Raw genomic sequence first — 25,641 nt, forward strand, 5'->3', positions numbered from 1 at the left:
TGAGATCGCGTCATTTTTCCGTGGCGGCATCGCGGCAAGCGACCCAACCGTGATTCGGGCGAGCGCCGTTACGCAAACTCGTCGCCGAGTTCGATCGTGATTTCGCGCGGCACCGCCTCGCCGTTCGCATATTGCTCCTCCAGCGAACCCAGCGAGGCCTCGACATATGCGCGCAGCACCGCAAAACTGCGCCCGCGCACACGCGCGGGCATCGCGCGATAACGTGCCAATGCTGCCGGTGCAATCGCCACGGTCATCACGGTACGGCGCGCCGCCGCACCGAAACGCATCGCCACCCAGTGAATCGCCAGCATCGGCGCGCCTTCCTGCACCGCGCGCTGAATGAACTGCGTCTGCTCGGGAAACAGATCGCTGATGACACGCGCCAATTCCTCGAACTCGGGATTGGCGCAGTCGTATTGGTAAGCTTCCATGAGGTATGCCGAAAAAATAGGCGTGAAGAGAGGCCGCTTGTAGAGAACCGCCCACGGTTCAATGTGGCGCGCGCATCAAGCGACAATCAGGCGGCAATCAAGCGGAGATCAAGCCGCCACCCCGGGACGCCTGAACGCCCGGAACAGCAGCCCCGCGACGATCACCGCCCCCACAGCGTACACGGCGTCCACCGCCGCGAGCGGCACGAGTTGCGCCTGGAACATTGCGGCGGGCACGTCCACCAACGCGTGCAACGCGATCGCGAGCGGCAGGATCCCACGCCAGCCGGCGCGCAAGCCGCGCCACATCAGCACCGACAAACCGATCTGGAACACCAGCGCGGCGACGCGTTCGAGCGCGAAAATGCCCGCGGTCTGCGGCGTCAGGCTGGCGAGAATCAGGTGGATGCGCATCAGCGATTCAGTCGGCAGATTGCTCAGGTAGCCGTCCAGTTCGCCGCGGTTTTCGAAGACCGCGAACAGGAGCCATTGAATCTGCACCAGCACGCCGACGAGCCACGCTTCGGCGCCGCCGTGGCCGAGACCGTAGGTCAGCGCGGTGCCATCCGTCGTGATGTCGGTCTTGCCTGCCGCGAGCGCCGTGGCGCCGGACTTCGCCGCCGCGCGTTTGAGCAGCAGCCGCATGCCGATGAACCGCCCCACTTCCTCGCAGATACCCGCGGCCAGCGCGCCGTACACCACGAAGGCAACCGGATTCGACAGGAACTCCGCCGTCGCTTCGTTCCGATGCAGCACGAAGTCGTTCAGCGCGCGCTCGATCACCATCGCGAACAGCGCGAACACGGCGACGCCGGCGATCGCGTCGCGCGGTTTGAGCGCGAGCGGCCGACGCAGCCGGCGGTAGATCAGGAAGGGCAAAGCGGCGACGAAGAGTGTCGCGAGGGCGAGGCTCGAGAGGGTAAGCGGTGCAACAACCATGAGTTTCCTTGCGATGACCGGCGCGCACCCGCTGCGTGCCGCAGCCCGAATGATCGCAGATCGGCGCGAATTCAGCGCAAAGTGGAGGCGCGCACGATCAATTCGCCCGGCAGCAAGCAGTCGCGCGCGGTGGTCTGAATACCTTCGATGCGCTCATGCAGGAACTCGACCGCACGGTAGCCGATCTCGTAGGTCGGCTGGCGGATCGTCGTGACGCCGGTCAATTCGGCCCAGTCGGGGTCGTCGATGGAGAGCAGCGCGGCGCGGGCTTGCCAGTCGGCTCCATAGCGCGCCTTCAGATGCAACGCGAGACGCAACGCGACGGGTGCGTTGGCGGCGAACAGGGCAATCCGCGCGGGCTTGCCCGCGGCGCCGGCGGCCGCGTCGATTGCCCGGTCCAGTTCGGCCAGGCCGCGCTCGACCTCGCCTGCGTCCGCGAGGTTCAGCACAAGCGTGTGACCGCGTGCCGCGCCCTCGCCGCCGCTATTGCCACCTTCGGCATGCCAGGCGCTCATCGTCTCGCGAAACGCTGCTTCACGCAATTGCCGCGAGCTGACCTGCTCGAAAGGCTGGACGACGAACCAGATATCGTCGAAACCATTGTCCAGCAGATGCCGCGTGCCGAGTTCGGCCGCCGCCCGGTTGTCGAGACCGACCATATCCGCGACCAGTCCGTCCACCAGACGGTCGACCAGCACCGCCGGAATCCCGCCGCCGCCCACCGGCCGCAGCGTTTCCTCGCGCACGCCGGTTGCGTTGACGATCACGCCTTCCACCCGGTACGTGGTGAGCAGTTGCAGATAGCGCCGCTCCATCTCGACTTCGTTGGCCGCATGGCAGATCAGCGGCATCAGGCCGAGCGCGTGACATGCCGCTTCGACACCTTGCAGCACTTCGATCGAGTAGGGATTGGTCAGGTCGGCCAGCAGCATGCCGATCAGACGATTGCGGCCACGCTTGAGGCCGCGCGCCATCTGGTTCGGCTGATAGTCCAGACGTGCGATCGCGGCTTCGATTCGTGCGCGCAGTTCGGGCGACAGCACACTTATCTCGCCGTTCAGATAGCGCGAGATGCTGGTCTTGCCGGTGCCGGCTTCGCGCGCGACGTCGGTGATCGTCGCGCGGCGCGGCATGGACTGCGGCGTCGTGCTCATCGGTTCCTCGTGGTTCCGCTTGTGGTTCGCCGCATTGTCCGGCTTGTCGTTCTGCTTGTCGCCCGGTTCATGCGGCGAGCACTTCGCGGTTGACGACATTGACGGCCAGCGTGCCGTCCAGCGCGGCGACGAGGTTTTCCGCCGCGTTGCGCGCCATCGCGTGCCGGGTTTCGTGAGTCGCCGAACCGATATGCGGCAGCGCGACCACATTCGCGAGCTTCAGGAGCGGCGAGTCGGCCGGCAGCGGCTCGGTCTCGAACACGTCGAGACCGGCGCCGTGGATCGTGCCCTTTTGTAGGGCTTCGATCAGCGCCGCTTCGTCGACGGTCGCGCCGCGCGAGGCGTTGATCAGGATCGCACTCTTCTTCATCGACTTGAGTTCGGCCGCGCCGATCAGATGCTTCGTCTCTGCCGTGAGCGGCACTTGCAGGCAGACGAAGTCGGAGGTGGCGAGCAGTTCCGCCAGGCCAACGCGCCGCGCGCCGTAAGCTGCTTCAGCCTGCGGGTTCGCGCTGCGGTTGGTGTACAGCACCTTCATGTTGAAGCCGAGCGCCGCACGCCGCGCCACCGCGCCGCCGATCCGCCCGAGCCCGACGATGCCGAGCGTCTTGCCCTGCACGTCGACGCCGAACTGCGCCGGCCCGATGCTGTGCTGCCAGTGCCCTGCCTTTACCCAATCGGCGAGTTCCACCACTCGCCGCGCCGAAGCGAGGATCAGCGAGAACACCGTGTCCGCGGTCGATTCGGTCAGCACGTCCGGCGTGTGCGCGAGCACGATGCCGCGGCGCGTGAGATCGGCCACGTCGAACTGGTCGAAGCCCACCGAGATGGTCGACAACGCCTTGAGCCGGGTCGCGCCTTCGAGCATTGCCGGCGTGATCTTCACGCTCGAACCGATGCCGCCGTCCGCGTCTTTCAGCGCGGCCACGAACGTGTCGTGCTGCGCGGCGTCGACCTGCACGACCTGCGCGTGCTGTTGCAGATACGCGAGCACATCTTCAGGCAACGGTTTCCAGGCGACGATCTTCTTCATCAGCTTATTTTCCTTGCAACGGGGTGGCGAGCGGCGGCGCACTGTTCAGCGCTTGCGGCTGCGGTTTGACGACCAGCGTCAGAATCACGGCAGCAATCAGCGCCACGCTCATGAACGCATACGACGCGGCGGGCGAACCGGTGGCGCCGTTCAGATAACCGACCACATACGAGCCGACGAACGAACCGAGGGCGCCCATGCTGTTGATCAGCGCCATCGCGCCGCCCGCGACGTTCTTCGGCAGCAGCTCCGGCACGATCGCGAAGAACGGGCCATACGGCGCGTACATCGCGGCACCGGCGATCACCAGCAACGCATATGAAAGCCAGAAATGCGCGGAGCCGAGCGCATACGAAGCCGCGAACGCCACCGCGCCGATCAGCAGAAACGGCCACACGAATACTTTACGGCGGTTGAGTTTATCCGATGCCCACGAAGCTGCAAGCATTGCGATGGTTGCGGCGAGGTACGGCAGCGCCGAGAGCCAGCCGGTTTCGACCATGCCGAGCGTCGAACCGTTCTTCAGGATCGACGGCAACCACAGCACGAAGCCATACACGCCGATGCTCCAGCAGAAATATTGCGCGCACAGCTTGATCACCGCGGGCGTTTTAAAGGCCTCGCTATAGTTGCGCACCGGTTTGATCGCGGCCTGCTCTGCGCGCAGCGTTTCGGCGAGGTCGTCCTTCTGCTGCTGCGTGAGCCACGACACCTGCTGCGGCTTGTCCTGCACGATGAACCACCAGATCACCGCCCAGATGATCGCGGGCGCGCCTTCGGCGATGAACATGTGACGCCAGCCGAACGAATGCACCAGATAGCCCGACACCACTGACATCCACAGCACCGTCACCGGATTGCCGAGAATCAGGAACGTGTTGGCGCGCGAGCGCTCGCTCTTGGTGAACCAGTTGCTGATGAAAATCAGCATGGCCGGCATGACCGCGGCTTCGACCACGCCGAGCACGAAGCGGATCACCATCAGCGACGCAATGTTGCTGACCATGCCGGTCAGCGCCGCGCATCCGCCCCACAGAATCAGGCTCCAGAACACGAGCTTCTTGACGCTGCGGCGTTCCGCGTAGATGGCGCCGGGAATCTGGAAGAAGAAATAGCCGAGGAAGAACAGCGCGCCGATCAGCGACGACAGCCCCTTGCTGATGCCGAGATCCTGGTTGATGCCGGCGGCCGACGCGAACCCGAAGTTCGCGCGATCCAGATAGGCGAGGCTGTACGTGATGAATACGATCGGCATGATCGTCCACCAGCGGCGAATCGCAAGCGATGAGGTCATGGGTGTCTCCTTTGACTTCCCGAAACAATGATGGACGGTCATGGGGCGCTCTGTTCGAGCGCTCTTGCTGTTATCGAGGCAGACTTGCTGAGCAGGTCTTGCGGGTTTTCTTCAAGCCGCGGCGGCGATGGACGTCGCGTCGGCCGATTCGAGCGCGTCGAGTTCGGCGCGGCCCGGCAGCCCCTCCGAATCGCCGATCACCTGAATCGCCAGCGCGCCGATACGGTTGCCGCGCGCCACGGCTTGCGGCAGCGACTTACCTTCGAGCAACGCACTGACCACGCCGACGGCGAAACCATCGCCCGCGCCGACCGTATCCACGACCTTTGCGACCGGCTGGCCGGCGATCAGCGCGGCGTCGGCGGCGGTGCGGAAGTACGCGCCCTGCGCGCCGAGCTTGATGATCACGCCGCGCGCGCCATGGTCCAGATAGAACTTCGCGATGTCGTCGGGCTGCGTATAGCCGGTCAGGATCTCGCCCTCGCCGATGCCGGGCAGCACCCAGTCGGCCAGCGCGGCCAGCGCGTTCAGGCCTTCGACCATTGCGGCGCGCGACGGCCATAGCGTCGGGCGCAGATTCGGGTCGAAGGAAATCGTCTTGCCGGCAGAACGCATTTCGCGCGCCAGATGGAACGCGAGTTCGCGCGAGCTCGCCGAAATCGCGGGCGCGACGCCGGTCAGATGCAGATGGCGCGCCGGCAACACGTAGTCCGCCGCGTAGTCGTCCAGCGACAGATGGCTCGCCGCCGACCCTCTGCGGAAATATTCGACCGCCGGGTCACTGCCGTCGTCGTTTCTGGACTTCAACTGGAAGCCGGTGGGATAGCGCTCGTCGGTGGTTACGCAGCGCTGGTCGATGCTTTCTTTTGTCAAGGTGTCGCGCACGTACTGACCGAACGAATCGTTGCCGACGCGGCTCATCCAGCCCACCTTGAAGCCCAGCCGCGACAGGCCGATCGCCACGTTCAGATCGGCGCCGGCAATGCGCTTCGTGAACTGGCCGACGCCCGCGAGCCGGCCGGTTTCGGCGGCCACGAACATGGCCATTGCTTCGCCGTAGGTGATGACATCGAGTGCTGCGCCTGTGTTGCTCATGCTTCGCTCCTGCGGATTCCGGTTTGCTGCGGGTTAGGCGTTTCTGGCGTTTCTGAAGCGTGCCGCTTGCCCTGTGTCGTCTGCCTTGGGCTTCTCGCCGCGTGCTTCCTGCCGCGTGCTTTTCGCCGCGCGCTGTTTTCGGCTTTGCCGCGCGCTCAGTTCCAATGCCGCTCACGCAGCGGCCAGCCACGCAACGTAATGCGCCGCGTCCGTCTCGACGCAACTCGCATCAAACGGAAATTCGATGCCGCGCGGCACATGGCGCGGCAGATGGTCGAGCACCGCGGCGAATTGAGCGTCGTCGGCGGCCGGCGCGGCGGGAAAGCGCCGTGCTCCCTCGCCCACCGCCGTCTTGCAGTGGATGTATTCCACGTGCGCCGCCAGCGGTGCGGCGGCGTCGAGCGGCGCGACGTCGCGCCATGCCCAGTTGCCGATGTCGAAGGTCATGCCGAGCAGGCCGGCGTGACCTTCGCGCGTCAGCGCATCGAACAGGCCGGTGAACTGCGCGAGCGAGCCGCCCTCCGCCAATTGCCCGTTCTCGACCACGAGCCGCAACTCCGCGCAGCGCAGGTGATCGGCGATCACGGCGGCATTGGCGTCGGCGGCAAAACCACCGAGCTGCAACTTCACGAAGCGCGCGCCGAGCGCGATCGCTTCTTCGATCGAGAGGCGCAACGCGTCGGCGTCGAGTTTGCCTTGCGCGGTGTAAAGCGAAGCCGGCGTGGAATACACCGACCACAAACCCAGGTCCGCAATCTGCCTGCCGAGCACGCGCAGATTGTGCGGCGTGGCGTCGGTTTCGTCGCCGAACAGTTCGCGGCGCACTTCGAAGCCCGCCGCGCCGGCCTGCCGGCTCGCTTGCGCCCACTTCAGGTGGCCGTCCGTGCGGACCGCGTCCATCCCGAATGCGCTTGCGACGATCACCACGTCTACTGCGTCAGCCATATCAAATTCCCTCAAATCTGTCTCGCCACGGCATTTGGAACCGGTTCCAAATGCACTTCAAAAAAAAGCGCCGAAGCGCCTGCGATGCCCGAATAGTGCGCCGAGGCCGCCGTCGCACACCATAGTGGAAATCCCCAGGCGCGGTTGGCGTCGGCATCGGCCTGTGCTCATTTCAAGGTCCGTCGCCAAGACACAGCGCGAGAAAACGCTCCACGACCCGCGACGGCGCGCTCGCATGGGGCACGAGAATCGACAGCCGCCGGGTGAGCGGCTCCGGGCTCAGCGACAGCAGGCATAGCGCGCGGTCTTCGTGGCGCATCGACATCGCCGAGACGAAGCCGATGCCCATGCCCGCCCGCACCGCTTCCTTCACGCCTTCCACGCCCGCGATCTCCAGCGCCACGCGCATCGGCACGCCCGCCCGCGCGAACGCCCGCTCGACGATCTGCCGCACGCCCGAGCCCGCCTCGCGCAACACCAGTGGATGCTTGCCGAAGGCCGCCAGGTCGGGCGGGCCGCCGTCGCCCAACTGCGCCAACGGATGCGAGCGCGGCATGATCGCGACGATTTCGTCTTCGCGCCAGGCATGCACGGCGGTGTCCGGCGGCAGATCCTCGCCGACCGGCCCTTCGATCAACGCGATATCCACCGACCCGAGCGCGCTGACGATCTCGGTGGTATTGCCGTCCGCGGTATGCAGCGTCACGTCCGGATAACGGCGATGAAAGTCGGCGATCAGATACGGCAGCAGGTAGCTCGCCGGCGTGGTGCTCGCGCCGATCCGCAAGGTGCCCTGCTCTAGGCCGCGCAAAGCGTCGCGGTACGCGTGCGCCTGCCGCCAGGTGTCGCGCAGCCGCGTGGCGTAACTGGCGAGCTGCTCGCCCGCCGGTGTCAGGCGCACGCCGCGGCCGTCGCGCTGATAGAGCGGCTCGCCGAACTCGTCCTGCAACTGCCGCAACTGGCCGGACACGGCCGGCTGCGACAGATGCAGCGCCACAGCCGCCCGGCTGATATTGCGATGCTCGGCGACAGCGGCAAACGTTATAAGTTGGTCCGGGGTCATGACAGGCCAAGTATCGGGTGAGATGATATTTCACATTCTAAATGATGATTTTTCATATCGATATATCTACTTTAGGATTAGCCCATCGAATCCCCGTCAGTCACAGAAAAAGGGCTGCACCATGTCTACCGCTCATCTCACCGCTTCCAGTACGACGCCTGCCGAGTCCTCCGCCCGGGGCCAACTCAACGGCATTCTATTCGTCGCGCTGTTCGCCGCCGCCGTCACCCGGATCGCCGAGATTCCCGCTATTGCCGGATTGGGCCTGAGCCCGCTGATCGTCGGCATCGTGGCGGGCGCCATTTACGGCAACGCGCTGCGCGACGGCATGCCCGCCAGTTGGGCGGCGGGCGTCAACTTTTCGGCGCGCAAGCTGCTGCGCATCGCAGTCGCGTTCTTCGGGCTGCGCGTCAGCCTGCAGGAAATCGCTCAGGTCGGCGTGCCCGGCCTCGCGGAATCCGTGCTGATCGTGGTGAGCACGCTCGTGATCGGCACGTGGGCGGGCATGAAGATCATGAAGCTCGACCGCGACACGGCCTTGCTGACCGCCGCGGGCAGCGCGATCTGCGGCGCCGCCGCCGTGCTCGCCTTCGAATCGACGCTGCAATCGAAGCCGCACAAGAGCGCAATGGCCGTGGGCAGCGTGGTGCTGTTCGGCACGCTTTCGATGTTCCTGTACCCGGTTCTGTTCAAGGCAGGCTGGCTGCATCTGGACACGGTCGGCGCTGGCCTCTTTTTCGGCGGCACGATCCATGAAGTGGCGCAGGTAGTCGGCGCGGCCAGCAACGTGAGCCCGGAAGCGACGCACATTGCCACCATCGTCAAGATGACCCGCGTGATGCTGCTGGTGCCGGTGCTGCTCGTGGTAGGCATGTGGGTGAACCGCTCCGCGCGCCGCAGCGCCGCTTCGGCCAGTACGCAAGACGGCGTCCACAGCCACGCACCGCGCAAACTGGCGATTCCCTGGTTCGCGCTCGGCTTCCTCGCCTTCGTCGTGATCAACTCGTTGCATGTGCTGCCGCAAGCCGCGACCAGCACGCTCAACACGCTGGACACCTTCGCGCTGACCATGGCCATGACCGCGCTCGGCATCGAAACACGCATTTCGCAGATCCGTCAGGCCGGCCCCCGTGCACTGACCACCGGCTTCATTCTGTATGTGTGGCTGATTGCCGGCGGACTGGGTATTACATGGACTGTCCAGCGCCTGTTCGGCTAAGCCGCCCTCGCCTGCAGACCCACCCCGCCGCGCGCGGGGTTTTGCGCATTCCGGAGACCCATCCGGGCCGCCCGCGCGGCATACTGGTTGCTGACGTCGTCAGCTCATGCAGTGCGCTCAGGCGCCCTGTCAATGCAACCGGAATGAGGATCGATCGATGAGTCTGGAACTTTACTATTGGGACGGCCTGCAGGGCCGCGGCGAATTCGTGCGGCTCGCGCTGGAAGAAGCCGGCGCCGACTACGTGGAAGTGGCACGCGGCGAACCGTCGAAAGGTCTCGGCACGAAGGCGATGATGTCGGTGATGAAGAGCAAGGACGAGCCGTATCCGCCGTTTGCGCCGCCGTTTCTGAAAGACGGCGATCTGGTGATCTCGCAGACCGCCAACATCCTGCTCTATCTCGGCCCGAGGCTGAATCTCGCGCCCACGGTGGACAGCCTGCGGTATGTCGCCAACGGCCTGCAACTGACGATTGCCGACCTCGTCACCGAAGCCCACGACACCCACCACCCGCTCGCCAGCTCGCTTTATTACGAAGATCAGAAAGACGCCGCCAAAGTGCGCGCGCACGACTTCATCGACAACCGCATTCCGAAGTTCATGTCGTACTTCGAGCGCGTACTCAAGCAGAATCCGGCCGGCGACCAATTCATGGTGGGCGACACGCTCACTTACGTCGACCTGTCCATGTTCCAGCTTATCGACGGCTTGCTGTACGCGTTTCCACGCGCGCTCAAACGTTTCGGCGAGCACTACCCGCGGCTCGCCGCGCTGCACGACAGGGTGATCGGGCGGCCGAACATCGCCGCGTATCTGCAGTCCGAGCGGCGCATCGAACATAACGAGGCCTGCATCTTCCGGCACTACCCGGAACTCGACAAGGCGGCCACTTGACCGGTGCCGTTTTCCTTCGTTCGCTCACCGCATCGCGCCCGCCGTTTCAGGCGGGCGCGATGCTGTTGCAGTGCGCGTTCTTCAACCCGTTCTCACGCCCCGTACCGCCGACGTGCTTTCATTCCTGCTGAAGCTGCGCACCCGCGCACAAGATCTGTTCCGCCTCTCCGAAGCCCACACGATGCTGGTCTGGTCGGTCGTGGTCGGCGTTGCGGGCGCCTTCGCCACGATCGCCTTTCGCGAGGGCATCGCGCTGCTGCAATTCGCGGTGGTCGGCAAGGCGGGGAGCTTCGTCGAAATGGCGCGCAGCCTGCCTTGGACCGTGCGGATCTGGCTGCCCGCGGCAGGCGGCCTGATCGCCGGCTTCTTTCTGCTGATCGCGCGGCGTTACGAGGACAAGGGCAACCACGTCGACTACATGGAAGCGGTCGCGATCGGCGACGGCGTCGTGCCGGTCAAGCTGAGCTTGTGGCGCAGCGTGTCGTCGCTGTTCACGATTTCGAGCGGCGGCTCGATCGGCCGCGAAGGTCCGATGGTGCAACTGGCGGCGCTGGCCGCGTCGCTGATCGGACGCTGGGTGCATTTCGACCCGTCGCGGCTGCGTCTGCTGGTGGCGTGCGGCGCGGCGGCCGGTATCACCTCCGCGTACAGCGCGCCGATTGCGGGCGCGTTTTTCGTCACCGAGATCGTGCTCGGCTCGATTGCGATGGAAAGCTTCGGGCCCGTGGTGGTGTCGGCCGTGGTGGCCAACATCACGATGCGCGAATTCGCCGGCTACAGACCGCCGTACGAGATGCCGGTGTTTCCGCCGGTGGCCGGTCTCGAGGTGCTGCTGTTCGTCGCGCTCGGCTTGCTGTGCGGCGCGGCCGCCCCGCAGTTTCTGCGGCTGCTCGACGTATCGAAGAAAAGCTTTCGCAAGCTGCCGGTGCCGCTGCCCGTGAGGCTCGCGCTCGGCGGTCTGGTGGTCGGCATTCTGTCGGTCCGCACGCCCGAGGTGTGGGGCAACGGCTATAGCGTCGTCAACTCGATTCTGCACTCGCCGTGGACCTGGACCGCGCTCGTCCTCGTGCTGGTGTTCAAGCTCGTCGCCACCGCGGCCACTTCGGGCTCCGGCGCGGTAGGCGGGGTGTTCACGCCGACGCTCTTCGTCGGCGCGGTGGTCGGCTCGCTGTTCGGCCAGGGCATGCACGCGCTGTGGCCGCACGGCACCTCGGCGCCGTTCGCGTATGCGATGGTCGGCATGGGCGCGTTTCTGGCGGGCGCCACCCAGGCGCCGCTGATGGCGATCCTGATGATCTTCGAGATGACGCTCAGCTATCAGGTCGTGCTGCCGCTGATGCTCTCGTGCGTGGTCGCCTATTTCGTGTCGCGCGCAATCGGCAAGACGTCCATGTATGAAATCACCTTGCGCCGCAATCACCAGGAACAGGAACGCTCGCGTCTGCGCGCCACGCAGATGCGCGAGCTGATCCGTCCCGCGGAAACCGTCGTGCCGCCCAATGCGACCGTGCACGACATGACGCGCGTGTTCCTCGAATATCCGGTGAAGTATCTCTACGTGGCCAACGAGTCCGGCGCGTTTCTCGGCGTGGTCGCGCTCAAGGACATCACCTCCGACCTGCTCGACGGGCGCGACACTTCCACGAAGACAGCGGCGGACTATCTGCAGCCGCATTTCGACGTGCTCACGCCGGACATGCCGCTCGGCGTGGCATTGCAGCACTTCCTCGCATTTCAGGGCGAGCGCCTGCCGGTGGTCGAAAGCGCGGCGCATCCCACGCTCGCCGGCGTGGTCTATAAAACCTCGTTGCTCGACGCCTACTTCCGCATGAATCCGACGCGTTAAGCGCCGCGCACACAATCTGCTTTCAGCGCGCGCCCGCAGTCCGCTTGCGGCCCGTGCAAAGCACGGCAAATTCTCTACAATGGACAGAGCGCTGCGGCGAACGCCGGCAGCGCGCGTTACGCCAGAACGGGCGCACCGAGATGCCCGTCCTTCGATCGGAGCGAAGATGAGCGAACCGTCCCTCGATGCCGTGCGCCGCGACCAGGCGGGCTGGATTTTCCTGCATATCGAAGGCGAACCCTACGACCGCGGCGAGCAGCACGGCCAGTTGCTCGCCACGGAAATCCAGAACGCGATCCGCACCGCCCGCTACCTCGCGAAGTGGGACACCGGCGAAGACTTCGACACCTTCGTCGACGCCGCAGTCGCCCAGTTCACCAACAAACTCGACACCGAATTCGCCGACGAAATCCAGGGCATTGCCGACGGCGCGAGGCTGCCGTTCGCCGAAGTGCTGGCCTGGAACGGCTACATGGATCTGCTGCAAAGCTGGTGGCCCACCCACGCGGCGCAGCAGCAGCCGAGCCTCGGCCTGAAACCGTGGCGCGGACGGCGCGGGCACCACTGCAGCGCGTTCATCGCCACCGGCCGCGCAACCCGCGACGGCCGCATCGTGATGGCGCACAACTCGTGGGACCGCTACGCGGCCGGGGACGCATTCAATGTCGTCTTCGACATCGTGCCCGACCGCGGCAACCGCATCCTCATGCAAGGCTTGCCCGGCTGCATTTCCAGTCTTACCGATTTCTGGGTCACCGCCGCCGGGCTGATGGTGACGGAAACCACCATCTCCAATTTTGTCGGCTATAACGCGGCGGGCGCGCCCGAGTTCTATCGCTCGCGGCGGGCGTCGCAGTACGCGAACAGCATCGGCGAATGGTGCGAAATGTTCGCGGTCGCCAATAACGGCGGCTACGCGAATAGCTGGCTGCTCGGCGACGCCAAGACCGGCGAGATCGCGCGCTACGAACTGGGCCTGCACTTCTCCGGTTTCGAAAGCACCCGGGACGGCTTCTACAGCGGCTACAACACCGCGACCGATCTGAAGATCCGTAATCAGGAATGCCTCGGCGAAGGCGAAGACTATACGGACGTGCGCAAGAATGGCGCGCGGCGCCTGCGCTTCATGCAACTGGAAGAAATGCATCGCGGCAAGATCGACGTGGAACTCGCGAAGGAGATGATCGCCGACCATCACGACGTCTATCTCGACCGCAACGACAACCCGTGCTCGCGCACCATCTGCGGGCATCTGGAACTGGACGATGCGCGCTTTGGCGGTACGGATCACGGACCGTTCAATCCGTGGGGCGCCAACGACGGCAAAGTGGTCGACAGCGAAATGGCGCGCGAGATGGCGTTCAGCGCGCGCTGGGGCCATCCGTGCGGGCGGCCGTTCGACGCACAGGCGTTCATGAAGCGGCATCCGCAGTGGAACTGGCTGAACGGCTATATGCGCGACCGGCCCTCGTGGCCGTGGACACGCTTCGAAGTACTGCGTTAGAAGCCGCGCCTGCCACGCTGCAACATGAGCGCCGCACGACCGTTCGCGACGGCGCTGCTGCGTTGTTGGCTCGTTTCTGCCATCATCTGAAATCGACAATACGGTTTTGTCGCAAACATGCGTGCGCTGCAAAATTTGCCATCTAAGATGGAAAGACGCGCGTACGCCGCGCGCAACGCCGCGTGTAGCATCTGCCGTCCTTTCGACGCGGGGACGGCACAGCGCTTGCTCTACTGTCAGCGCCGCATGAGTTTAGGAGGTCGGGTGATGAAAACCTCGACGCTGTTGATCATGGTGACGCTGTCAGCCTCGTGTTTTGCCGCGCCGGTTCGCACCGCGCCGGACAGCACGAGCGCAAGTAGCCTCGCCGAACGCGCCAACGCCGCACCCGTCGCCCCCGCGGCGCCGGATGTCGCCGCCACGGACGACAATCGTCCGCAACAGTGGCAACATATCGCGTTGCCCAAGTCGCGACATCTGGATCGAAGCTTCATGGGGCAGAACGAGCATTTGCAGACCTGACGCCGCGTGCAGACGTGCGTGCCAGGGTGGTAGGTGCGAAAGTTTCTGCGGAATGAAGCCGCGGCGGGGGCGAGAGCGGATCTACGCTGCCGGATGGCATTCTGCTTTCGGTAGTATCGCGTGAGCCGCTGCAGCCTCGCCCCCTTGGCCAGCAACGGCAACCGTCACGTCCAACCGTATCAACAGGAGCGTTTGCATGACCGCATCGGCCATTCCCGGCGAATCAATTGATCTGCAGATCGCCGATCTTCTGGGCGAAGTCCAGTTTCCAACCAATAAAGATGCACTCGTCGACGCCGCGCGCGAAGCCGGTGCGAGCAACGAGGTGCTGTCGATGCTCGACGGTTTGCCGGAACAGGATTACGCCGATGTGAGCTCGGTGACGCGTCTGGTCAGCGGAAACTACAGTCCGGGGTTGAGCGGTTGAGCGGCTAAGGGGCTGCGTGGAAGAGGAAGAGCGCCGGTCTTGTCGCCGGTTCGTTCGTGTGTGCTTGTGCTTGCATCGTGACACTCGCGCTTTTGCGGCGCGTCGCAGCCAGCAGACCCCTCCACGCGATTTTCCTCGCGCGCCGCGTGCCAGAACTAGAACGGTGACGAAGCCGCGATCCGCGCGCGCGCGGCCTTATGCGCAGGGCGCGCCGTGTCCGCGGACAGCGCCGGTGTCGGGAGGCCTTTCGCACCCGCCGCCATCTCCACCCTATCCACCTTATCCGCCACGGCACGCACAGGCGTCATCGTGCGCGGATCGCGCGGTTGCTGACCCGGCTGCTGGAAATGCTCGACCAGATGGTCGATGAAAGTCCGCACTTTTGCCGGCAGATGCAGGCGGCTCGGATAGGCAATGGTGATTTCGATCTGCGGCAAACGGTAGTTGGAAAGCAGCGGCACGAGCCGCCCGGACGCCAGATCGCGACCGATCAGATAGCTCGGCAGAATCGCCACGCCCATGCCCAGCAGCGCGAATTGCCTGAGCATCTCCGCGTTGTTCGCCACGATCGCGTTCGTAGGACGCACACGCACTTCGCCGTCCGGGCCGGTGAAGACGCGCTCCTCGCCACCCTGCTCGGCCGGCCGGCTCAGGCACGGATGCGCCAGCAGATGCTCGGGCCGAGTCGGCGTGCCGTGCTGTGCCAGATAAGCGGGCGTCGCGCAAACCGTCATATAGCCCGTGGTCAGCCGCCGCGTGACGATGCTCGCGCCGCGCATGTGCCGTGCAACGAGAATGCCGACATCGAAGCCCTCTTCCACCAGATCGACATGCCGATCCGCGAGCGTGACGTCGGGCACGACATCCGGATACCGCGCGGCATAAGACTGCACCACCGGCGCGAGACTATGCAGCCCGAACACCACGGGCGCGACGATCCGCAAGGTGCCGACCGGCTCGTGATTGCGCGCCACCACCATCTGCTCCACGCCTTCCAGGTCGTCGAGAATGTGGCGCACGCGCTCTAGATAGGTGGTGCCGGATTCGGTCAGCGACAGGCGGCGCGTGGTGCGATTGAGCAGACGCGTGCCGAGGCGCGCTTCCAGATCGGCGACGTGGCGCGTGACGACCGCGGTGGAAAGATCCAGCGCGCCCGCCGCGCCGACGAAACTACCGAGGTCGGCCACTTTGACGAATACGCGCATCGACTGCAATTGGTTCATGGGACGACTCCTGCCGCGGTAAAGCCGGGCCGGCGCAGCCCTCGCGCCTATGTCGACCCGGGCGACAAGGCGCGCGCGGGTTTGCCCAACGCTTCCGATTGTATCGACCCGATCATGTCCCAACCCTGACCTGGACATGACAATCCGGACAGATTGCCGAGGCGCTCGCGCACAGTTTGGGAAGGTTTATTGCGAGGTTCCCGAGAGGTTTATTGCGGATTTTGACTAGGTATAAACCCTAGGATGCTGGTATCATAGCGCCCGAAAGGAAATCAATCGCTATGACACATCGTTTTCAGCTTTTCGAAAAAATCGCGTTCTCGCTGGTGTGCTGGTCCGCTGCGGCCTGCTCGGCTTTCATCGCGTACGAACGTTGCCCGGACATCAAGGTGATCCTGCACGTGGGCGAAGAAGTCCTGCGCTACAGCGGGCAGTATTCGTTCGCTTGCGCCACGCCGGTGGCCGACGCCTGCACGCAATTGCCGGCCGACTGATCCAGCGCTTTACGCTTCGCGTCCGAACACCACGCGCGCGAAAAATCCCGCCAGCACCTTTTCAGCCATCTCCGCCGGCACGTTCTGCGGGTCGACCGTGTAGAAAAACTGCACGCCGTCGCACAACCCCATCAAGCCGATCGCCAGCGTCTCTGGCGGCATCGGCATCGGCGTGCCCACGCGCGCCGAAAACTCGCGAATGTACGCGCTCAACTGCTCGAGCTTCTCGTGCATGAACGCGTTAAAGCGCATCCGGAAACGGCCGTCGCGCACCGCGAGCAGCTTCGCCTCCACCCACAGCAGGAAACACTTGTTCTCGCGATGCAGGTTGCTGTAATAGCGCAGCACCCGCTCTTCCATTTCTTCACGCGATGCCGCGTTCGCGAAGATCGCCTGCAATCCCGCCTGCATGACCTCGTGGTCGCGCCGCAGTAGTTCGAGAAACAGTTCGCTCTTGCTACGGAAGTTCGAGTAGAACGCTCCGCGCGTATAACCCGCTGCCGCCGCGATGTCTTCGACACTCGCCGCGACAAAACCTTTCTTCATAAAAATGGCTTGCGCAGCATCGAGCAGACGCTCCCGCGTCTGGTCTTTGCTCTGCTCGCGTGTCAGTCGTTGCCGTTTCATGGGCGCAAGTCTAGCACTGAAAAGAATTCGAATTCACCCCAACATTCAAATACAGGTGTGTATTAGAATGCAAATCGTCATTCGAAGTCAGATGCGTATGCCAATTGCATGATTGGCCGTCGTGTCTTCGCTGGCGGGCCGCTGCGGCTTGCCGTGTTCGTTCGCTGTCTCCAGTTGGGGTAAATGTGAAGCGTCCCGGTCTCCCCGCATCGCCCGCGATGCGTCCGCAGTTTCATCGGTATTGTCATCCCGCGCGCGCACGCTGGGCTGCATTCGTGCTGGTTCTCGCCGGCGTCGTCACGCTCGCCGCGTGTTCGAAGAAGGAAGCGGCGGCGCCCGAACCGCGCCCGGTAGTCGCAGTCGCCGTGCATGCGGACGGCAGCGCGACGCAGGCGGCCTCGCTGCCCGGCGAAGTTCAGGCTCGCTATTCGACGCCGCTGTCGTTTCGCGTCGGCGGCAAGATCATTGAGCGGCGGGTGCGGCTCGGCGATGTGGTGAAGAACGGGCAGATCGTCGCCCGGCTCGATCCGGCGGACGCGCAGAAGAACGCCGCGAGCGCGCAAGCGCAACTCGCCGCCGCCCAGCACGCCTTAGTGTATGCGAAGCAGCAGCTCGATCGCGATCAGGCGCAGGCCAAAGAAAACCTGATTGCTCCCGCGCAACTCGAACAGACCACGAACGCGTACGCGTCCGCGGTTGCGCAGCGCGATCAGGCCGCGCAGCAGGCAGCGTTGTCGAAAGACCAGTTGCAATACACTACGCTCGCCGCCGATCACGCCGGCGTCATCACCGCCGAACAGGCCGACACCGGCCAGAACGTCTCCGCGGGCCAGGCCGTCTACAACCTCGCCTGGAGCGGCGACATCGACGTGGTGTGCGACGTGCCGGAGAACGCGCTCGCCGCGCTCTCGGTCGGGCAAACCGCCAGCGTCACGCTCGCCGCGCTGCCGGGGCGCAAGTTCGCCGCGCGCGTGCGCGAACTCTCGCCCGCTGCCGACCCGCAAAGCCGCACCTATCGCGCCAAACTCACGCTCGACAATCCCGGCCCGGACGTGCGCCTCGGCATGACCGCGGATATCGAACTCGCCACGCAAGCCAGCGCTTCGGCCGGTCAGCATGGTTTGTTCACCGTGCCCGCCACGGCGCTGTTCCACGACGGCACGCAGCCCGCCGTGTGGATCGTGCGCGCCGCGGACAACGCGCTGGAACTGCGCCGTGTGACGGTCACGCGCTATAACGAACGCACCATCGTGATCGGCCAGGGCCTCAAGGACGGCGAACGCGTCGTGCTGCAAGGCGTGCATACGGTGACCGCCGGCGAAAAAGTCCGTGCGATTGCGCCGCTGCATCCCGAGGACTTCGCTTCATGAGCACCACGCATGAAGAGGGACGCTTCAACCTGTCCGCATGGGCGTTGCGCCACCAGGCGCTGGTCGTTTTCCTGATCGCGCTCGCGACCGCCTTCGGCATCCTCGCCTACACGCGGCTCGCGCAATCCGAAGACCCGCCCTTCACGTTCCGCGTGATGGTGATCCGCACCTTCTGGCCAGGCGCCACCGCGCGCCAGGTGCAGGAACAGGTGACGGACCGCATCGGCCGCAAATTGCAGGAAACGCCCGCCATCGATTTCGTGCGCAGCTACTCGCGCCCCGGCGAGTCGCTGATGTTCTTCTCGATGAAAGACTCGGCGCCGGTCAAGGACGTGCCCGAAACCTGGTATCAGGTGCGCAAGAAAGTCGGGGACATCGCGGCGACGTTGCCACAAGGCATTCAGGGCCCGTTCTTCAACGACGAATTCGGCGACGTCTACACCAACATCTACACACTCGAAGGCGACGGCTTCTCCGCCGCGCAACTGCACGACTACGCGGACCAGTTGCGCACCGTGCTGCTGCGCGTGCCGGGCGTCGGCAAGGTCGATTATTTCGGCGATCCGGATCAGCACATCTACATCGAGATCGCGAATACGCAACTCACGCGTCTCGGCATCTCGCCGCAGCAACTCGGCCAGGCGATCAATTCGCAGAACAGCGTCTCGCAGGCGGGCACGCTGACCACCACCGACGACCGCGTGTTCGTGCGCCCCACCGGCCAGTTCAAGGACGTCAACGCGCTCGCCGACACGCTGATCCGCATCAACAACCGCTCGTTCCGTCTCGGCGACATCGCCACGATCAAACGCGGCTACGACGACCCGGTCGCCACGCAAATGCGCTCGGGCGGCAAGGCGGTGCTCGGTATCGGCGTGACCATGCAGCCGGGCGGCGACGTGATCCGTCTCGGCAAGGCGCTCGATCAGCAAATGGCTCAGTTGCGCCGCGCACTGCCCGTCGGCCTGCAACTCGTCGAGGTGTCGAGCATGCCGACCGCCGTCGCGCATTCGGTCGACGACTTTCTCGAAGCCGTCGCCGAAGCGGTGGCGATCGTGCTGGTGGTGAGCCTCGTTTCGCTCGGCGTGCGCACCGGCATGGTGGTCGTGATTTCGATCCCGGTGGTGCTCGCCGTCACGGCGCTGTGCATGTATCTGTTCGACATCGGCTTGCACAAGGTGTCGCTCGGCACGCTGGTGCTCGCGTTGGGGCTGCTCGTCGACGACGCGATCATCGCGGTAGAGATGATGTCGGTGAAGCTGGAACAAGGCTGGAACCGCACGCGCGCGGCAGCCTATGCGTACACCAGCACCGCGTTTCCGATGCTCACCGGCACCCTCGTCACCGTCTCCGGTTTTTTGCCGATCGCATTGGCCAAGTCGAGCACCGGCGAATACACGCGCTCCATTTTCGAAGTGTCGGCGATCGCGCTGATCGCCTCGTGGCTCGCCGCCGTGGTGCTGATTCCGCTGCTCGGCTATCACCTGCTGCCCGAGCGCAAACGCGAGGCGCACGAGACACATCTGCCCGACGATCACGAGCACGACATCTACGACACGCGTTTCTACCGGCGCCTGCGCGGCTGGATCGGCTGGTGCATCGAGCGGCGCTTCGTCGTGCTGGCGATCACAGTCGTACTCTTCGTGCTGGCCATGGCGGGTTTCACGCTGGTGCCGCAGCAGTTCTTCCCGAGCTCGGACCGCCCCGAGTTGCTGGTGGATGTGCGCCTGCCCGAAGGCGCCTCATTCGAAGCCACATTGCGTGAGGCCACGCGGCTCGAAAAAACACTAGTGGGCCGTCCGGAAATCGATCATACGGTCGACTTCGTCGGCACCGGCGCGCCGCGTTTCTATTTGCCTCTCGATCAGCAATTGCCGCAACCCAATTTCGCGCAGTTCGTGATCACGGCGAAGTCGGTAAAGGATCGCGAAAAGCTCGCGCAGTGGCTCGAACCGCAATTGCGCGACCACTTTCCGGCGATCCGCACGCGCCTGTCGCGCCTCGAGAACGGACCGCCCGTCGGCTATCCCGTGCAGTTCCGCGTAAGCGGCGACGACATCGCCACCGTGCGCTCGATCGCCGAGCGCGTCGCCGCGACCCTGCGCGCGGACCACGGCACGCGCAACGTCCAGTTCGATTGGGACGAACCCGCCGAGCGCTCGGTGCGCTTCGAAGTCGATCAGAAAAAAGCGCGCGAACTCGGCGTGAGCTCCGAAGACATTTCGAGCTTCCTCGCGATGACGCTCTCCGGCTACACCGTCACGCAGTACCGCGAACGCGACAAGCTGATCAGCGTCGATCTGCGCGCGCCCAAAGCGGAACGCGTGGATCCCGCGCAGCTCGTCACGCTGGCCATGCCAACGCCGAACGGTCCCGTGCCGCTGGGCACGCTCGGCCATTTGCGCAACGACCTCGAATACGGCGTGATCTGGGAACGCGACCGTCAGCCGACCATCACCGTGCAGTCCGACGTCGCGCCGGGCGCGCAAGGCATCGACGTCACGCATGCGGTGGACAAGGCGCTGAGTCAGATTCGCGCTACTCTGCCGGTCGGCTACCGGATCGAAATTGGCGGCTCGGTCGAGGAAAGCGGCAAAGGCCAGACGTCGATCAATGCGCAGATGCCGATCATGATCATTGCCGTGCTGACGCTGCTGATGATTCAGCTGCAAAGTTTCGCGCGCGTGCTGATGGTCGTGCTGACCGCGCCGCTCGGGCTGATCGGCGTCGTGCTCACGCTGCTGCTGTTCGGCCAGCCGTTCGGCTTTGTCGCCATGCTCGGCGTGATCGCGATGTTCGGCATCATCATGCGCAACTCGGTGATTCTGGTCGATCAGATCGAACAGGACATCGCCTCCGGGCATAAGCGTTTCGATGCGATCGTCGGCGCGACCGTGCGGCGTTTCCGTCCGATCACGCTGACAGCCGCCGCCGCCGTGCTCGCGTTGATTCCATTGTTGCGCTCGAACTTCTTCGGCCCGATGGCGACTGCGCTGATGGGCGGCATTACGAGCGCAACCATCCTCACGCTGTTCTATCTGCCCGCGCTGTACGCCACGTCGTTCCGCGTGCGTGCCGATGAACGCGAGCCGCAGACGCCCTCCGCGTCCGGCACGACGCATACGGGGAATTGAGTATGACCACGCCCACGTTCTTCCGATATTCGCGCCTCGCCGCGCTCACTGGCGTGGCATGCGCGCTCGCCGCCTGCTCGTTCGGACCGAGCGGCGAGCCGCCCGCGATGCCGCAGCCGGCGCACTACGGCGCCGCAGCGCAACCGACGCAAACCGTGCCCGCGCAAGGCGTCACGCAGCAGTTCGTGGTCGGCGCGAAGCCGGTGCCCGAATGGTGGAAGCTTTATCAATCGGACACGCTGAACGCTTTGGTCGACGAAGGCCTGCGCAACAGTCCGACGCTCGCCGCGACCGACAAAAGCCTCGCCGCCGCGCGCGAGCAGTTGCGCGCGCAGATCGGCAGCTCGATGCTGCCGACCATCGACGCCGGCGGCCAGGCGACCCGCAATCGCGCGCTGGCGATCCCCGAGATCGGACCCAACACGTTTCTGTACAACGTCTTCGTCGGTCAATTGCAGGCGCATTACACCTTCGACCTGTTCGGCGCCGCGCGTCTCGCCGATGCCGCGCTCGCCGCGCGCGTCGACGTTCAGGCCTATCAGTTCGACGCCGCGCGCCGCGCGCTGGCCGCCAATGTCGTGACGGCCGCGATCACCAGCGCCGCGCTGCATGCTCAGATCGAGACGACCGAACGGCTCGTGACCATCGCCAACGATCAGGCGCGCGACACGCAGCGGCGGTACGTGCTGGGCGCGGTCTCGCATGCCGATCAGTTGAGCGCGCAACAGAGCGCGGCGAGTCTGTCGGCGAGCTTGCCGGGTTTGAAGCAGCAGTGGCTGAGCACGCGCCACGCGTTGGCGGTGCTGCTCGGCAGAACACCTGATGCGGCGCCGGACGATCTCGAGCTTGCGCAATTGCATGTGCCTGAGCAGGTACCGGTGGTGGTGCCTTCGGAGCTGCTGCGTTCCCGGCCCGACATTCAGGCCGCCGACGCCGCGCTGAAGGCCGCAGCGGCCGACGTCGGGGTCGCCACGGCGCAGATGTTCCCGAGTCTGTCGTTGAGCGCGTCGATGGGACAAGGCGGGTTTAGCTGGCCGGTCGCGCTCTCGGGCGCGGGCGCGATCTGGAGCATCGGAGCGTCGCTGTCGCAGCCGCTGTTTCATGGCGGCGCCCTGTTCGCGCAACGGCGTGCGGCGGTCGATACCTACGACGCCACGGTCTCGCAGTACAAACAAACGGTGCTGGCCGCGTTCCAGAACGTCGCCGACACGTTGGCCGCGCTCGAACACGACTCGCAAGCGCTGGACGCCGCGAATATTGCGGCGCGCTCGGCGCAAGGCGTCTTCGATGAAACCTCCGGACGCTACCGGCTGGGCGCGCTGCCTGTTGCGTCGACCCGCTCGAGCGAGCAGCAGTTTCGCAACGCGCAGCTCGACGAGATCCGCTATACGAGCGCGCGGCTGACGGACACCGCGGCGTTGTTCCAGGCCATGGGGAATCCGCCGATTGAGACGGGGGTGGGTGGGGCTTCGGCGGCGGCTTCGGCTTCGGCTTCGGCGGCGAGCGCGCGGAGCGCGGGGATTGCCGAGTAGCTAAACCTAGGATTCCATACGGATGGTCAGGAAGTTATCCCCACTTTTTTGCACAAGTCCGTGGATAAGTCTCTCCCCACGGCGTTGAACCTCATGCCATAAGCCTTTGCGGGCGATGTGAGGGAACATCGAGCATCCCCCTCAGACCGCCAAACATCGTTCCCCGACGTTTCCCCTCAATGGGATAGGGCCGACAAAGAAGACATGTGTTTTGCAAACCATTCAAGCCAACGGCGATACCGGTGCCTTTTAGAGAAGCCACTTATTGAAGCCGAAAGCTGACGGGTTGGTTATGCACGCTGCGCTGCACACACGATGGGGAACGTTAGGAACCTTCCCCACGACGCGCGATGATAGGGCTACAGCTCCCAGCGCTGCCCGTCTTTCGTGAGCAGCAAGGGCGCACAGCAGCACGCGTCTTCAAGCACTGGTATGTTATTGAACCAGCACCCGTCGTACGACGCCCTTATGCCGCATACGCAGTTCATTGCATAACTTGCGCTTGCGCTCAGGATGAAGAACCCTCTCCACAGGTTCCTCGCCCCGATGCTCTTTCAGGTACCGGCAAAGCCCATCCGCGATAAGGAACGGGCGCTGATGCCTGGCCGGCAACTCAACGCCATAAATCACACTCCCATGATTTCTGCCAGGTTCACGCTGCCGCTGCTGCGGGGGCGCTTCTAACTGCCTTCAGCACATGCTTGCGTGCCTGCCAGAAATCGTAGTCGAGCTGCATTCCGAGCCACAAGTCAGTCCGACCACTTCGCTATTACGTCACACAACAGCCGGTGACGCCGAGGTGACGCCACCGATGTCCCTTCGAAGCGCTATCAATCTTCTGAAAGCTTGTCTAACGGGTTTTCCGTGAACGTCATGTACTGCTTGAGATCAGGTTGGCCCATTGACAAAAGTTTGACGATCCCGCCGCCGAACCTGCGCACGAATTCGTCATCAATCCTGAAGTTGAACTCGTCCAGTAAAACGGGTATTTCACTTGCCCCCTTCAAAGCTGAAGACAGCCTTTCAGGCATGACGCACTGCAAGATCAACTGTTGGCGATTCTCGTCGTACGTCACCACTATTGAACACGGCAGAAATTCAGTCATTTAATACCCCCGGCACTCTTGATAATCGTTCCACGCATTCTGCTTGCAAAGCGCTTTCCCTCTTTCGCCGCCCATAACGTAGGCGAAGTTATCGCACCGCTGCAGCTCCACCTCATATTTGGCATGGCAGTATGTTTCACGCCACTCGTTATCCCCACTGCTGCCACATTTAACCATTCCGCCATCACCACCACCAGCCCCAAAGAGCGCGCTGTAGAGCGTCGATCTTTTCGCTGAGCTGGTCACATCGGGTACGAGGACAGGATAAGGGACTTGCGCCTGATCACTCAGCATCACCTCCGTTGTCTCGCCCCATGCCGGAACTATTGCGCTCAGCTCACTACCAAAAAGTTTCCCCACCGGCTCGGCTTTCCACGGCATGTAGCACTCAACGCACATGCTTGGCACGAAGGGCCGGGTATCTGTCTGGAGTCCAGTGAGATTAGCAGGCGGCGCGACCGGCTCATTGCCCAGCTCCTAGTTGGTGAGCCACATTCCTAACTCAGCGTCGCTGATCGGCTGCCACCATGCGCCGTTAGTTGAGCCCTTAGCCAAATGTGACGAGACCAAGCCATTCGCGGCGTACTGGTAATCGACTGCCAGTACACGAGCAAGTCCGCCATTCAACGAACTTGCCGGTTCGTTATACTGAAAGGACTTTACGCGACCACGCTCGTCGCATCCAATGCTTGCCTGACCGCTATTACCCACTATCTGTGTCGCGCGGTTCTCTGCATCGCGACCGAGGGTTCGCATTGCCCAACCGGATACGGCGTCCCGCGTCGTCGCGATGTTGCCACGCGCATCATAGGTGTAGGTCCAGTCCTCAGTCTTCACACCATTCCGGACGACAGTGGCAGACACGAGACGGCCCGCCTGATCGTAGCGCGCCCCGACCGTCATCTGATCGCCCGCCGCAACCGCCTGCATTCCCTGTTCGCCCGTCGGGTCGGTTGTCTGCCACTCTGCGTAGCCGGTGACGTTACCTTGTGTGTCATAGACGAACGCCCTGATCTTGCCAGGCATCGCGACCAGATGCGGGCGCAGTGAACTGTTGTCGCTGTACTCCACGGTTGTTACCGTCTTGCTGCCTGCGACCGTTGCAACTGCTTTCGTTGGCCGGTTGGCGCCGTCCCACGTGTACTGTGTATTCCCGTCCGGCGTAGCTCTTTGCTTCAAGTTCCCTGCGGTATCCCAAGTGCGTGACACCGTGCCACCAGGTGTGACAATAGAGCCAGGGCGCGACGTGTCGCCAACACTAAAGGAATATGTGCTGTTGCCAGCCAGGTTGCCGACCGTGGTCGTGCCCGAGCCATACCTCAGTGAAACATTACGCGTCGTGTCAGGATGCGTGATCGAGATCGCACGTCCACTGGAATCGTAGGTCCATGTTGCGATCCTCGAGCCCGATTCGTCCTTGATGCCAGTCAATGCGTTTGGAAAGCGGACATCTTCGTACAGATACTGACGAACGTATCCAATTGGCGCGGTTACCGAAGCCAGATTACCTTTCGCATCGTACGCATAATGCGTGGCATTGCCCGAAGGAGGCACGACGCTCAAGATGCGGCCGCTACCGTCGTAGGTCAGACCAAGTGACCTTGCCCCTGTTTGACGAACCCCATAACCGAGGGAGTTATGCGGCCCTCGCCTTGTTGGGTGGGGCGGCCCCCGTGAAAACCGGACACGAGGAACGCTTAAACTTTGAGGTAGTCTTACGCCTATGTTTAAGCCCAGCTCTAACGTGGAACCCATTGAAGTTTTGACCCAGCCCGAACAGCGCCG

The 25,641-nt window shown here is 64.1% G+C and carries 23 protein-coding genes; 10 read left to right on the forward strand and 13 right to left on the reverse strand.

Going from position 1 to position 25,641, the window contains the following annotated elements; all coding sequences use genetic code 11:
- Positions 1–68: 68 nt before the first annotated feature.
- From NE850_RS35005 to NE850_RS35040, 8 genes are all read right to left on the reverse strand, one after another.
- The gene (locus tag NE850_RS35005; RefSeq protein ID WP_007181719.1) at positions 69–434 is read right to left on the reverse strand and encodes a DUF3022 domain-containing protein; all 366 of its coding nucleotides are present in this window, start codon (positions 432–434) and stop codon (positions 69–71) included.
- A 108-nt stretch (positions 435–542) separates the two neighbouring features.
- Positions 543–1,373 (reverse strand): YhfC family intramembrane metalloprotease, encoded by an 831-nt coding sequence (locus tag NE850_RS35010; protein ID WP_165186116.1) that lies wholly within the window; start codon positions 1,371–1,373, stop codon positions 543–545.
- A 71-nt stretch (positions 1,374–1,444) separates the two neighbouring features.
- Positions 1,445–2,527, reverse strand: coding sequence for a LacI family DNA-binding transcriptional regulator (locus NE850_RS35015; RefSeq protein WP_310700044.1), 1,083 nt, complete (start codon positions 2,525–2,527; stop codon positions 1,445–1,447).
- A gap of 67 nt (positions 2,528–2,594) precedes the next feature.
- Positions 2,595–3,560: a D-glycerate dehydrogenase gene (locus NE850_RS35020; protein WP_007181716.1), complete on the reverse strand. Its 966-nt coding sequence runs from the start codon at positions 3,558–3,560 to the stop codon at positions 2,595–2,597.
- A 4-nt stretch (positions 3,561–3,564) separates the two neighbouring features.
- Positions 3,565–4,854: an MFS transporter gene (locus NE850_RS35025; RefSeq protein WP_165186118.1), complete on the reverse strand. Its 1,290-nt coding sequence runs from the start codon at positions 4,852–4,854 to the stop codon at positions 3,565–3,567.
- A gap of 111 nt (positions 4,855–4,965) precedes the next feature.
- Positions 4,966–5,949 (reverse strand): sugar kinase, encoded by a 984-nt coding sequence (locus NE850_RS35030; protein ID WP_310700038.1) that lies wholly within the window; start codon positions 5,947–5,949, stop codon positions 4,966–4,968.
- Positions 5,950–6,120: 171 nt separating this feature from the next.
- Positions 6,121–6,894, reverse strand: coding sequence for a TIM barrel protein (locus tag NE850_RS35035; protein ID WP_165186121.1), 774 nt, complete (start codon positions 6,892–6,894; stop codon positions 6,121–6,123).
- A gap of 172 nt (positions 6,895–7,066) precedes the next feature.
- Complete coding sequence (locus tag NE850_RS35040; protein ID WP_007181712.1) at positions 7,067–7,957, reverse strand: LysR family transcriptional regulator; 891 nt, start codon at positions 7,955–7,957, stop codon at positions 7,067–7,069.
- Positions 7,958–8,078: 121 nt separating this feature from the next.
- Here NE850_RS35040 and NE850_RS35045 point away from each other — a divergent pair, with 121 nt between their 5' ends.
- The 6 genes from NE850_RS35045 (at position 8,079) to NE850_RS35070 (ending at position 14,370) form a co-directional block, all read left to right on the forward strand.
- Positions 8,079–9,176, forward strand: a complete 1,098-nt coding sequence (locus tag NE850_RS35045) for a YeiH family protein (RefSeq protein ID WP_007181711.1) — start codon at positions 8,079–8,081, stop codon at positions 9,174–9,176.
- A 157-nt stretch (positions 9,177–9,333) separates the two neighbouring features.
- On the forward strand, positions 9,334–10,071 hold the full coding sequence (locus tag NE850_RS35050; RefSeq protein ID WP_007181710.1) for a glutathione S-transferase: 738 nt from the start codon (positions 9,334–9,336) through the stop codon (positions 10,069–10,071).
- A 112-nt stretch (positions 10,072–10,183) separates the two neighbouring features.
- Positions 10,184–11,917 carry a ClcB-like voltage-gated chloride channel protein gene (locus NE850_RS35055; protein WP_007181709.1) on the forward strand — a complete coding sequence of 578 codons (1,734 nt, stop codon included), beginning with the start codon at positions 10,184–10,186 and terminating at the stop codon, positions 11,915–11,917.
- 166 nt (positions 11,918–12,083) lie between these two features.
- Positions 12,084–13,421 carry a C45 family peptidase gene (locus NE850_RS35060; RefSeq protein ID WP_007181708.1) on the forward strand — a complete coding sequence of 446 codons (1,338 nt, stop codon included), beginning with the start codon at positions 12,084–12,086 and terminating at the stop codon, positions 13,419–13,421.
- 267 nt (positions 13,422–13,688) lie between these two features.
- The gene (locus NE850_RS35065; RefSeq protein WP_007181707.1) at positions 13,689–13,943 is read left to right on the forward strand and encodes a hypothetical protein; all 255 of its coding nucleotides are present in this window, start codon (positions 13,689–13,691) and stop codon (positions 13,941–13,943) included.
- 196 nt (positions 13,944–14,139) lie between these two features.
- A complete protein-coding gene (locus NE850_RS35070) occupies positions 14,140–14,370 on the forward strand; it encodes a DUF2795 domain-containing protein (RefSeq protein ID WP_007181706.1) in 231 nt (76 codons plus the stop codon).
- A gap of 155 nt (positions 14,371–14,525) precedes the next feature.
- Here NE850_RS35070 and NE850_RS35075 read toward each other — a convergent pair whose 3' ends face one another.
- Positions 14,526–15,593, reverse strand: a complete 1,068-nt coding sequence (locus tag NE850_RS35075) for a LysR family transcriptional regulator (RefSeq protein ID WP_165186124.1) — start codon at positions 15,591–15,593, stop codon at positions 14,526–14,528.
- A 281-nt stretch (positions 15,594–15,874) separates the two neighbouring features.
- Between NE850_RS35075 and NE850_RS35080 the strand changes: the two genes are divergently transcribed.
- The gene (locus NE850_RS35080) at positions 15,875–16,087 is read left to right on the forward strand and encodes a hypothetical protein (protein ID WP_007181704.1); all 213 of its coding nucleotides are present in this window, start codon (positions 15,875–15,877) and stop codon (positions 16,085–16,087) included.
- Between the two features lie 9 nt (positions 16,088–16,096).
- Here the strand turns inward: NE850_RS35080 and NE850_RS35085 are convergent, their stop codons facing one another.
- Positions 16,097–16,714, reverse strand: coding sequence for a TetR/AcrR family transcriptional regulator (locus tag NE850_RS35085; RefSeq protein ID WP_007181703.1), 618 nt, complete (start codon positions 16,712–16,714; stop codon positions 16,097–16,099).
- Between the two features lie 218 nt (positions 16,715–16,932).
- Here NE850_RS35085 and NE850_RS35090 point away from each other — a divergent pair, with 218 nt between their 5' ends.
- Genes NE850_RS35090 through NE850_RS35100 form a run of 3 tightly spaced genes read left to right on the forward strand, consistent with a single transcriptional unit; the run spans position 16,933 to position 22,750 of the window.
- On the forward strand, positions 16,933–18,084 hold the full coding sequence (locus tag NE850_RS35090) for an efflux RND transporter periplasmic adaptor subunit (RefSeq protein WP_007181702.1): 1,152 nt from the start codon (positions 16,933–16,935) through the stop codon (positions 18,082–18,084).
- The gene (locus NE850_RS35095; protein WP_310700040.1) at positions 18,081–21,218 is read left to right on the forward strand and encodes an efflux RND transporter permease subunit; all 3,138 of its coding nucleotides are present in this window, start codon (positions 18,081–18,083) and stop codon (positions 21,216–21,218) included. Before NE850_RS35090 ends, NE850_RS35095 begins: the two co-directional genes overlap by 4 nt.
- 2 nt (positions 21,219–21,220) lie before the next feature.
- Positions 21,221–22,750: an efflux transporter outer membrane subunit gene (locus NE850_RS35100; RefSeq protein ID WP_310700041.1), complete on the forward strand. Its 1,530-nt coding sequence runs from the start codon at positions 21,221–21,223 to the stop codon at positions 22,748–22,750.
- A gap of 830 nt (positions 22,751–23,580) precedes the next feature.
- Here the strand turns inward: NE850_RS35100 and NE850_RS35105 are convergent.
- From NE850_RS35105 to NE850_RS35115, 3 genes are all read right to left on the reverse strand, one after another.
- Positions 23,581–23,856, reverse strand: a complete 276-nt coding sequence (locus NE850_RS35105) for a hypothetical protein (RefSeq protein ID WP_007181698.1) — start codon at positions 23,854–23,856, stop codon at positions 23,581–23,583.
- Entirely contained in the window at positions 23,857–24,237 is a 381-nt protein-coding gene (locus NE850_RS35110) for a hypothetical protein (RefSeq protein ID WP_035518095.1), read from the reverse strand.
- 96 nt (positions 24,238–24,333) lie between these two features.
- On the reverse strand, positions 24,334–25,419 hold the full coding sequence (locus NE850_RS35115) for a hypothetical protein (protein ID WP_405044916.1): 1,086 nt from the start codon (positions 25,417–25,419) through the stop codon (positions 24,334–24,336).
- Between the last annotated feature and the right edge of the window lie 222 nt (positions 25,420–25,641).

The sequence above is a fragment of the Paraburkholderia sp. USG1 genome, assembly GCF_031570135.1.
GTDB classification, from domain to species: Bacteria; Pseudomonadota; Gammaproteobacteria; order Burkholderiales; family Burkholderiaceae; genus Paraburkholderia; species Paraburkholderia dioscoreae.

Coding starts and splice junctions, on each gene's coding strand:
- NE850_RS35005 (WP_007181719.1), bottom strand. CDS start 434: ATGGAAGCTTACCAATACGACTGCGCCAATCCCGAGTTCGAGGAATTG.
- NE850_RS35010 (WP_165186116.1), bottom strand. CDS start 1,373: ATGGTTGTTGCACCGCTTACCCTCTCGAGCCTCGCCCTCGCGACACTC.
- NE850_RS35015 (WP_310700044.1), bottom strand. CDS start 2,527: ATGAGCACGACGCCGCAGTCCATGCCGCGCCGCGCGACGATCACCGAC.
- NE850_RS35020 (WP_007181716.1), bottom strand. CDS start 3,560: ATGAAGAAGATCGTCGCCTGGAAACCGTTGCCTGAAGATGTGCTCGCG.
- NE850_RS35025 (WP_165186118.1), bottom strand. CDS start 4,854: ATGACCTCATCGCTTGCGATTCGCCGCTGGTGGACGATCATGCCGATC.
- NE850_RS35030 (WP_310700038.1), bottom strand. CDS start 5,949: ATGAGCAACACAGGCGCAGCACTCGATGTCATCACCTACGGCGAAGCA.
- NE850_RS35035 (WP_165186121.1), bottom strand. CDS start 6,894: ATGGCTGACGCAGTAGACGTGGTGATCGTCGCAAGCGCATTCGGGATG.
- NE850_RS35040 (WP_007181712.1), bottom strand. CDS start 7,957: ATGACCCCGGACCAACTTATAACGTTTGCCGCTGTCGCCGAGCATCGC.
- NE850_RS35045 (WP_007181711.1), top strand. CDS start 8,079: ATGTCTACCGCTCATCTCACCGCTTCCAGTACGACGCCTGCCGAGTCC.
- NE850_RS35050 (WP_007181710.1), top strand. CDS start 9,334: ATGAGTCTGGAACTTTACTATTGGGACGGCCTGCAGGGCCGCGGCGAA.
- NE850_RS35060 (WP_007181708.1), top strand. CDS start 12,084: ATGAGCGAACCGTCCCTCGATGCCGTGCGCCGCGACCAGGCGGGCTGG.
- NE850_RS35065 (WP_007181707.1), top strand. CDS start 13,689: ATGAAAACCTCGACGCTGTTGATCATGGTGACGCTGTCAGCCTCGTGT.
- NE850_RS35070 (WP_007181706.1), top strand. CDS start 14,140: ATGACCGCATCGGCCATTCCCGGCGAATCAATTGATCTGCAGATCGCC.
- NE850_RS35075 (WP_165186124.1), bottom strand. CDS start 15,593: ATGAACCAATTGCAGTCGATGCGCGTATTCGTCAAAGTGGCCGACCTC.
- NE850_RS35080 (WP_007181704.1), top strand. CDS start 15,875: ATGACACATCGTTTTCAGCTTTTCGAAAAAATCGCGTTCTCGCTGGTG.
- NE850_RS35085 (WP_007181703.1), bottom strand. CDS start 16,714: ATGAAACGGCAACGACTGACACGCGAGCAGAGCAAAGACCAGACGCGG.
- NE850_RS35090 (WP_007181702.1), top strand. CDS start 16,933: ATGCGTCCGCAGTTTCATCGGTATTGTCATCCCGCGCGCGCACGCTGG.
- NE850_RS35095 (WP_310700040.1), top strand. CDS start 18,081: ATGAGCACCACGCATGAAGAGGGACGCTTCAACCTGTCCGCATGGGCG.
- NE850_RS35100 (WP_310700041.1), top strand. CDS start 21,221: ATGACCACGCCCACGTTCTTCCGATATTCGCGCCTCGCCGCGCTCACT.
- NE850_RS35105 (WP_007181698.1), bottom strand. CDS start 23,856: ATGACTGAATTTCTGCCGTGTTCAATAGTGGTGACGTACGACGAGAAT.
- NE850_RS35110 (WP_035518095.1), bottom strand. CDS start 24,237: ATGCCGTGGAAAGCCGAGCCGGTGGGGAAACTTTTTGGTAGTGAGCTG.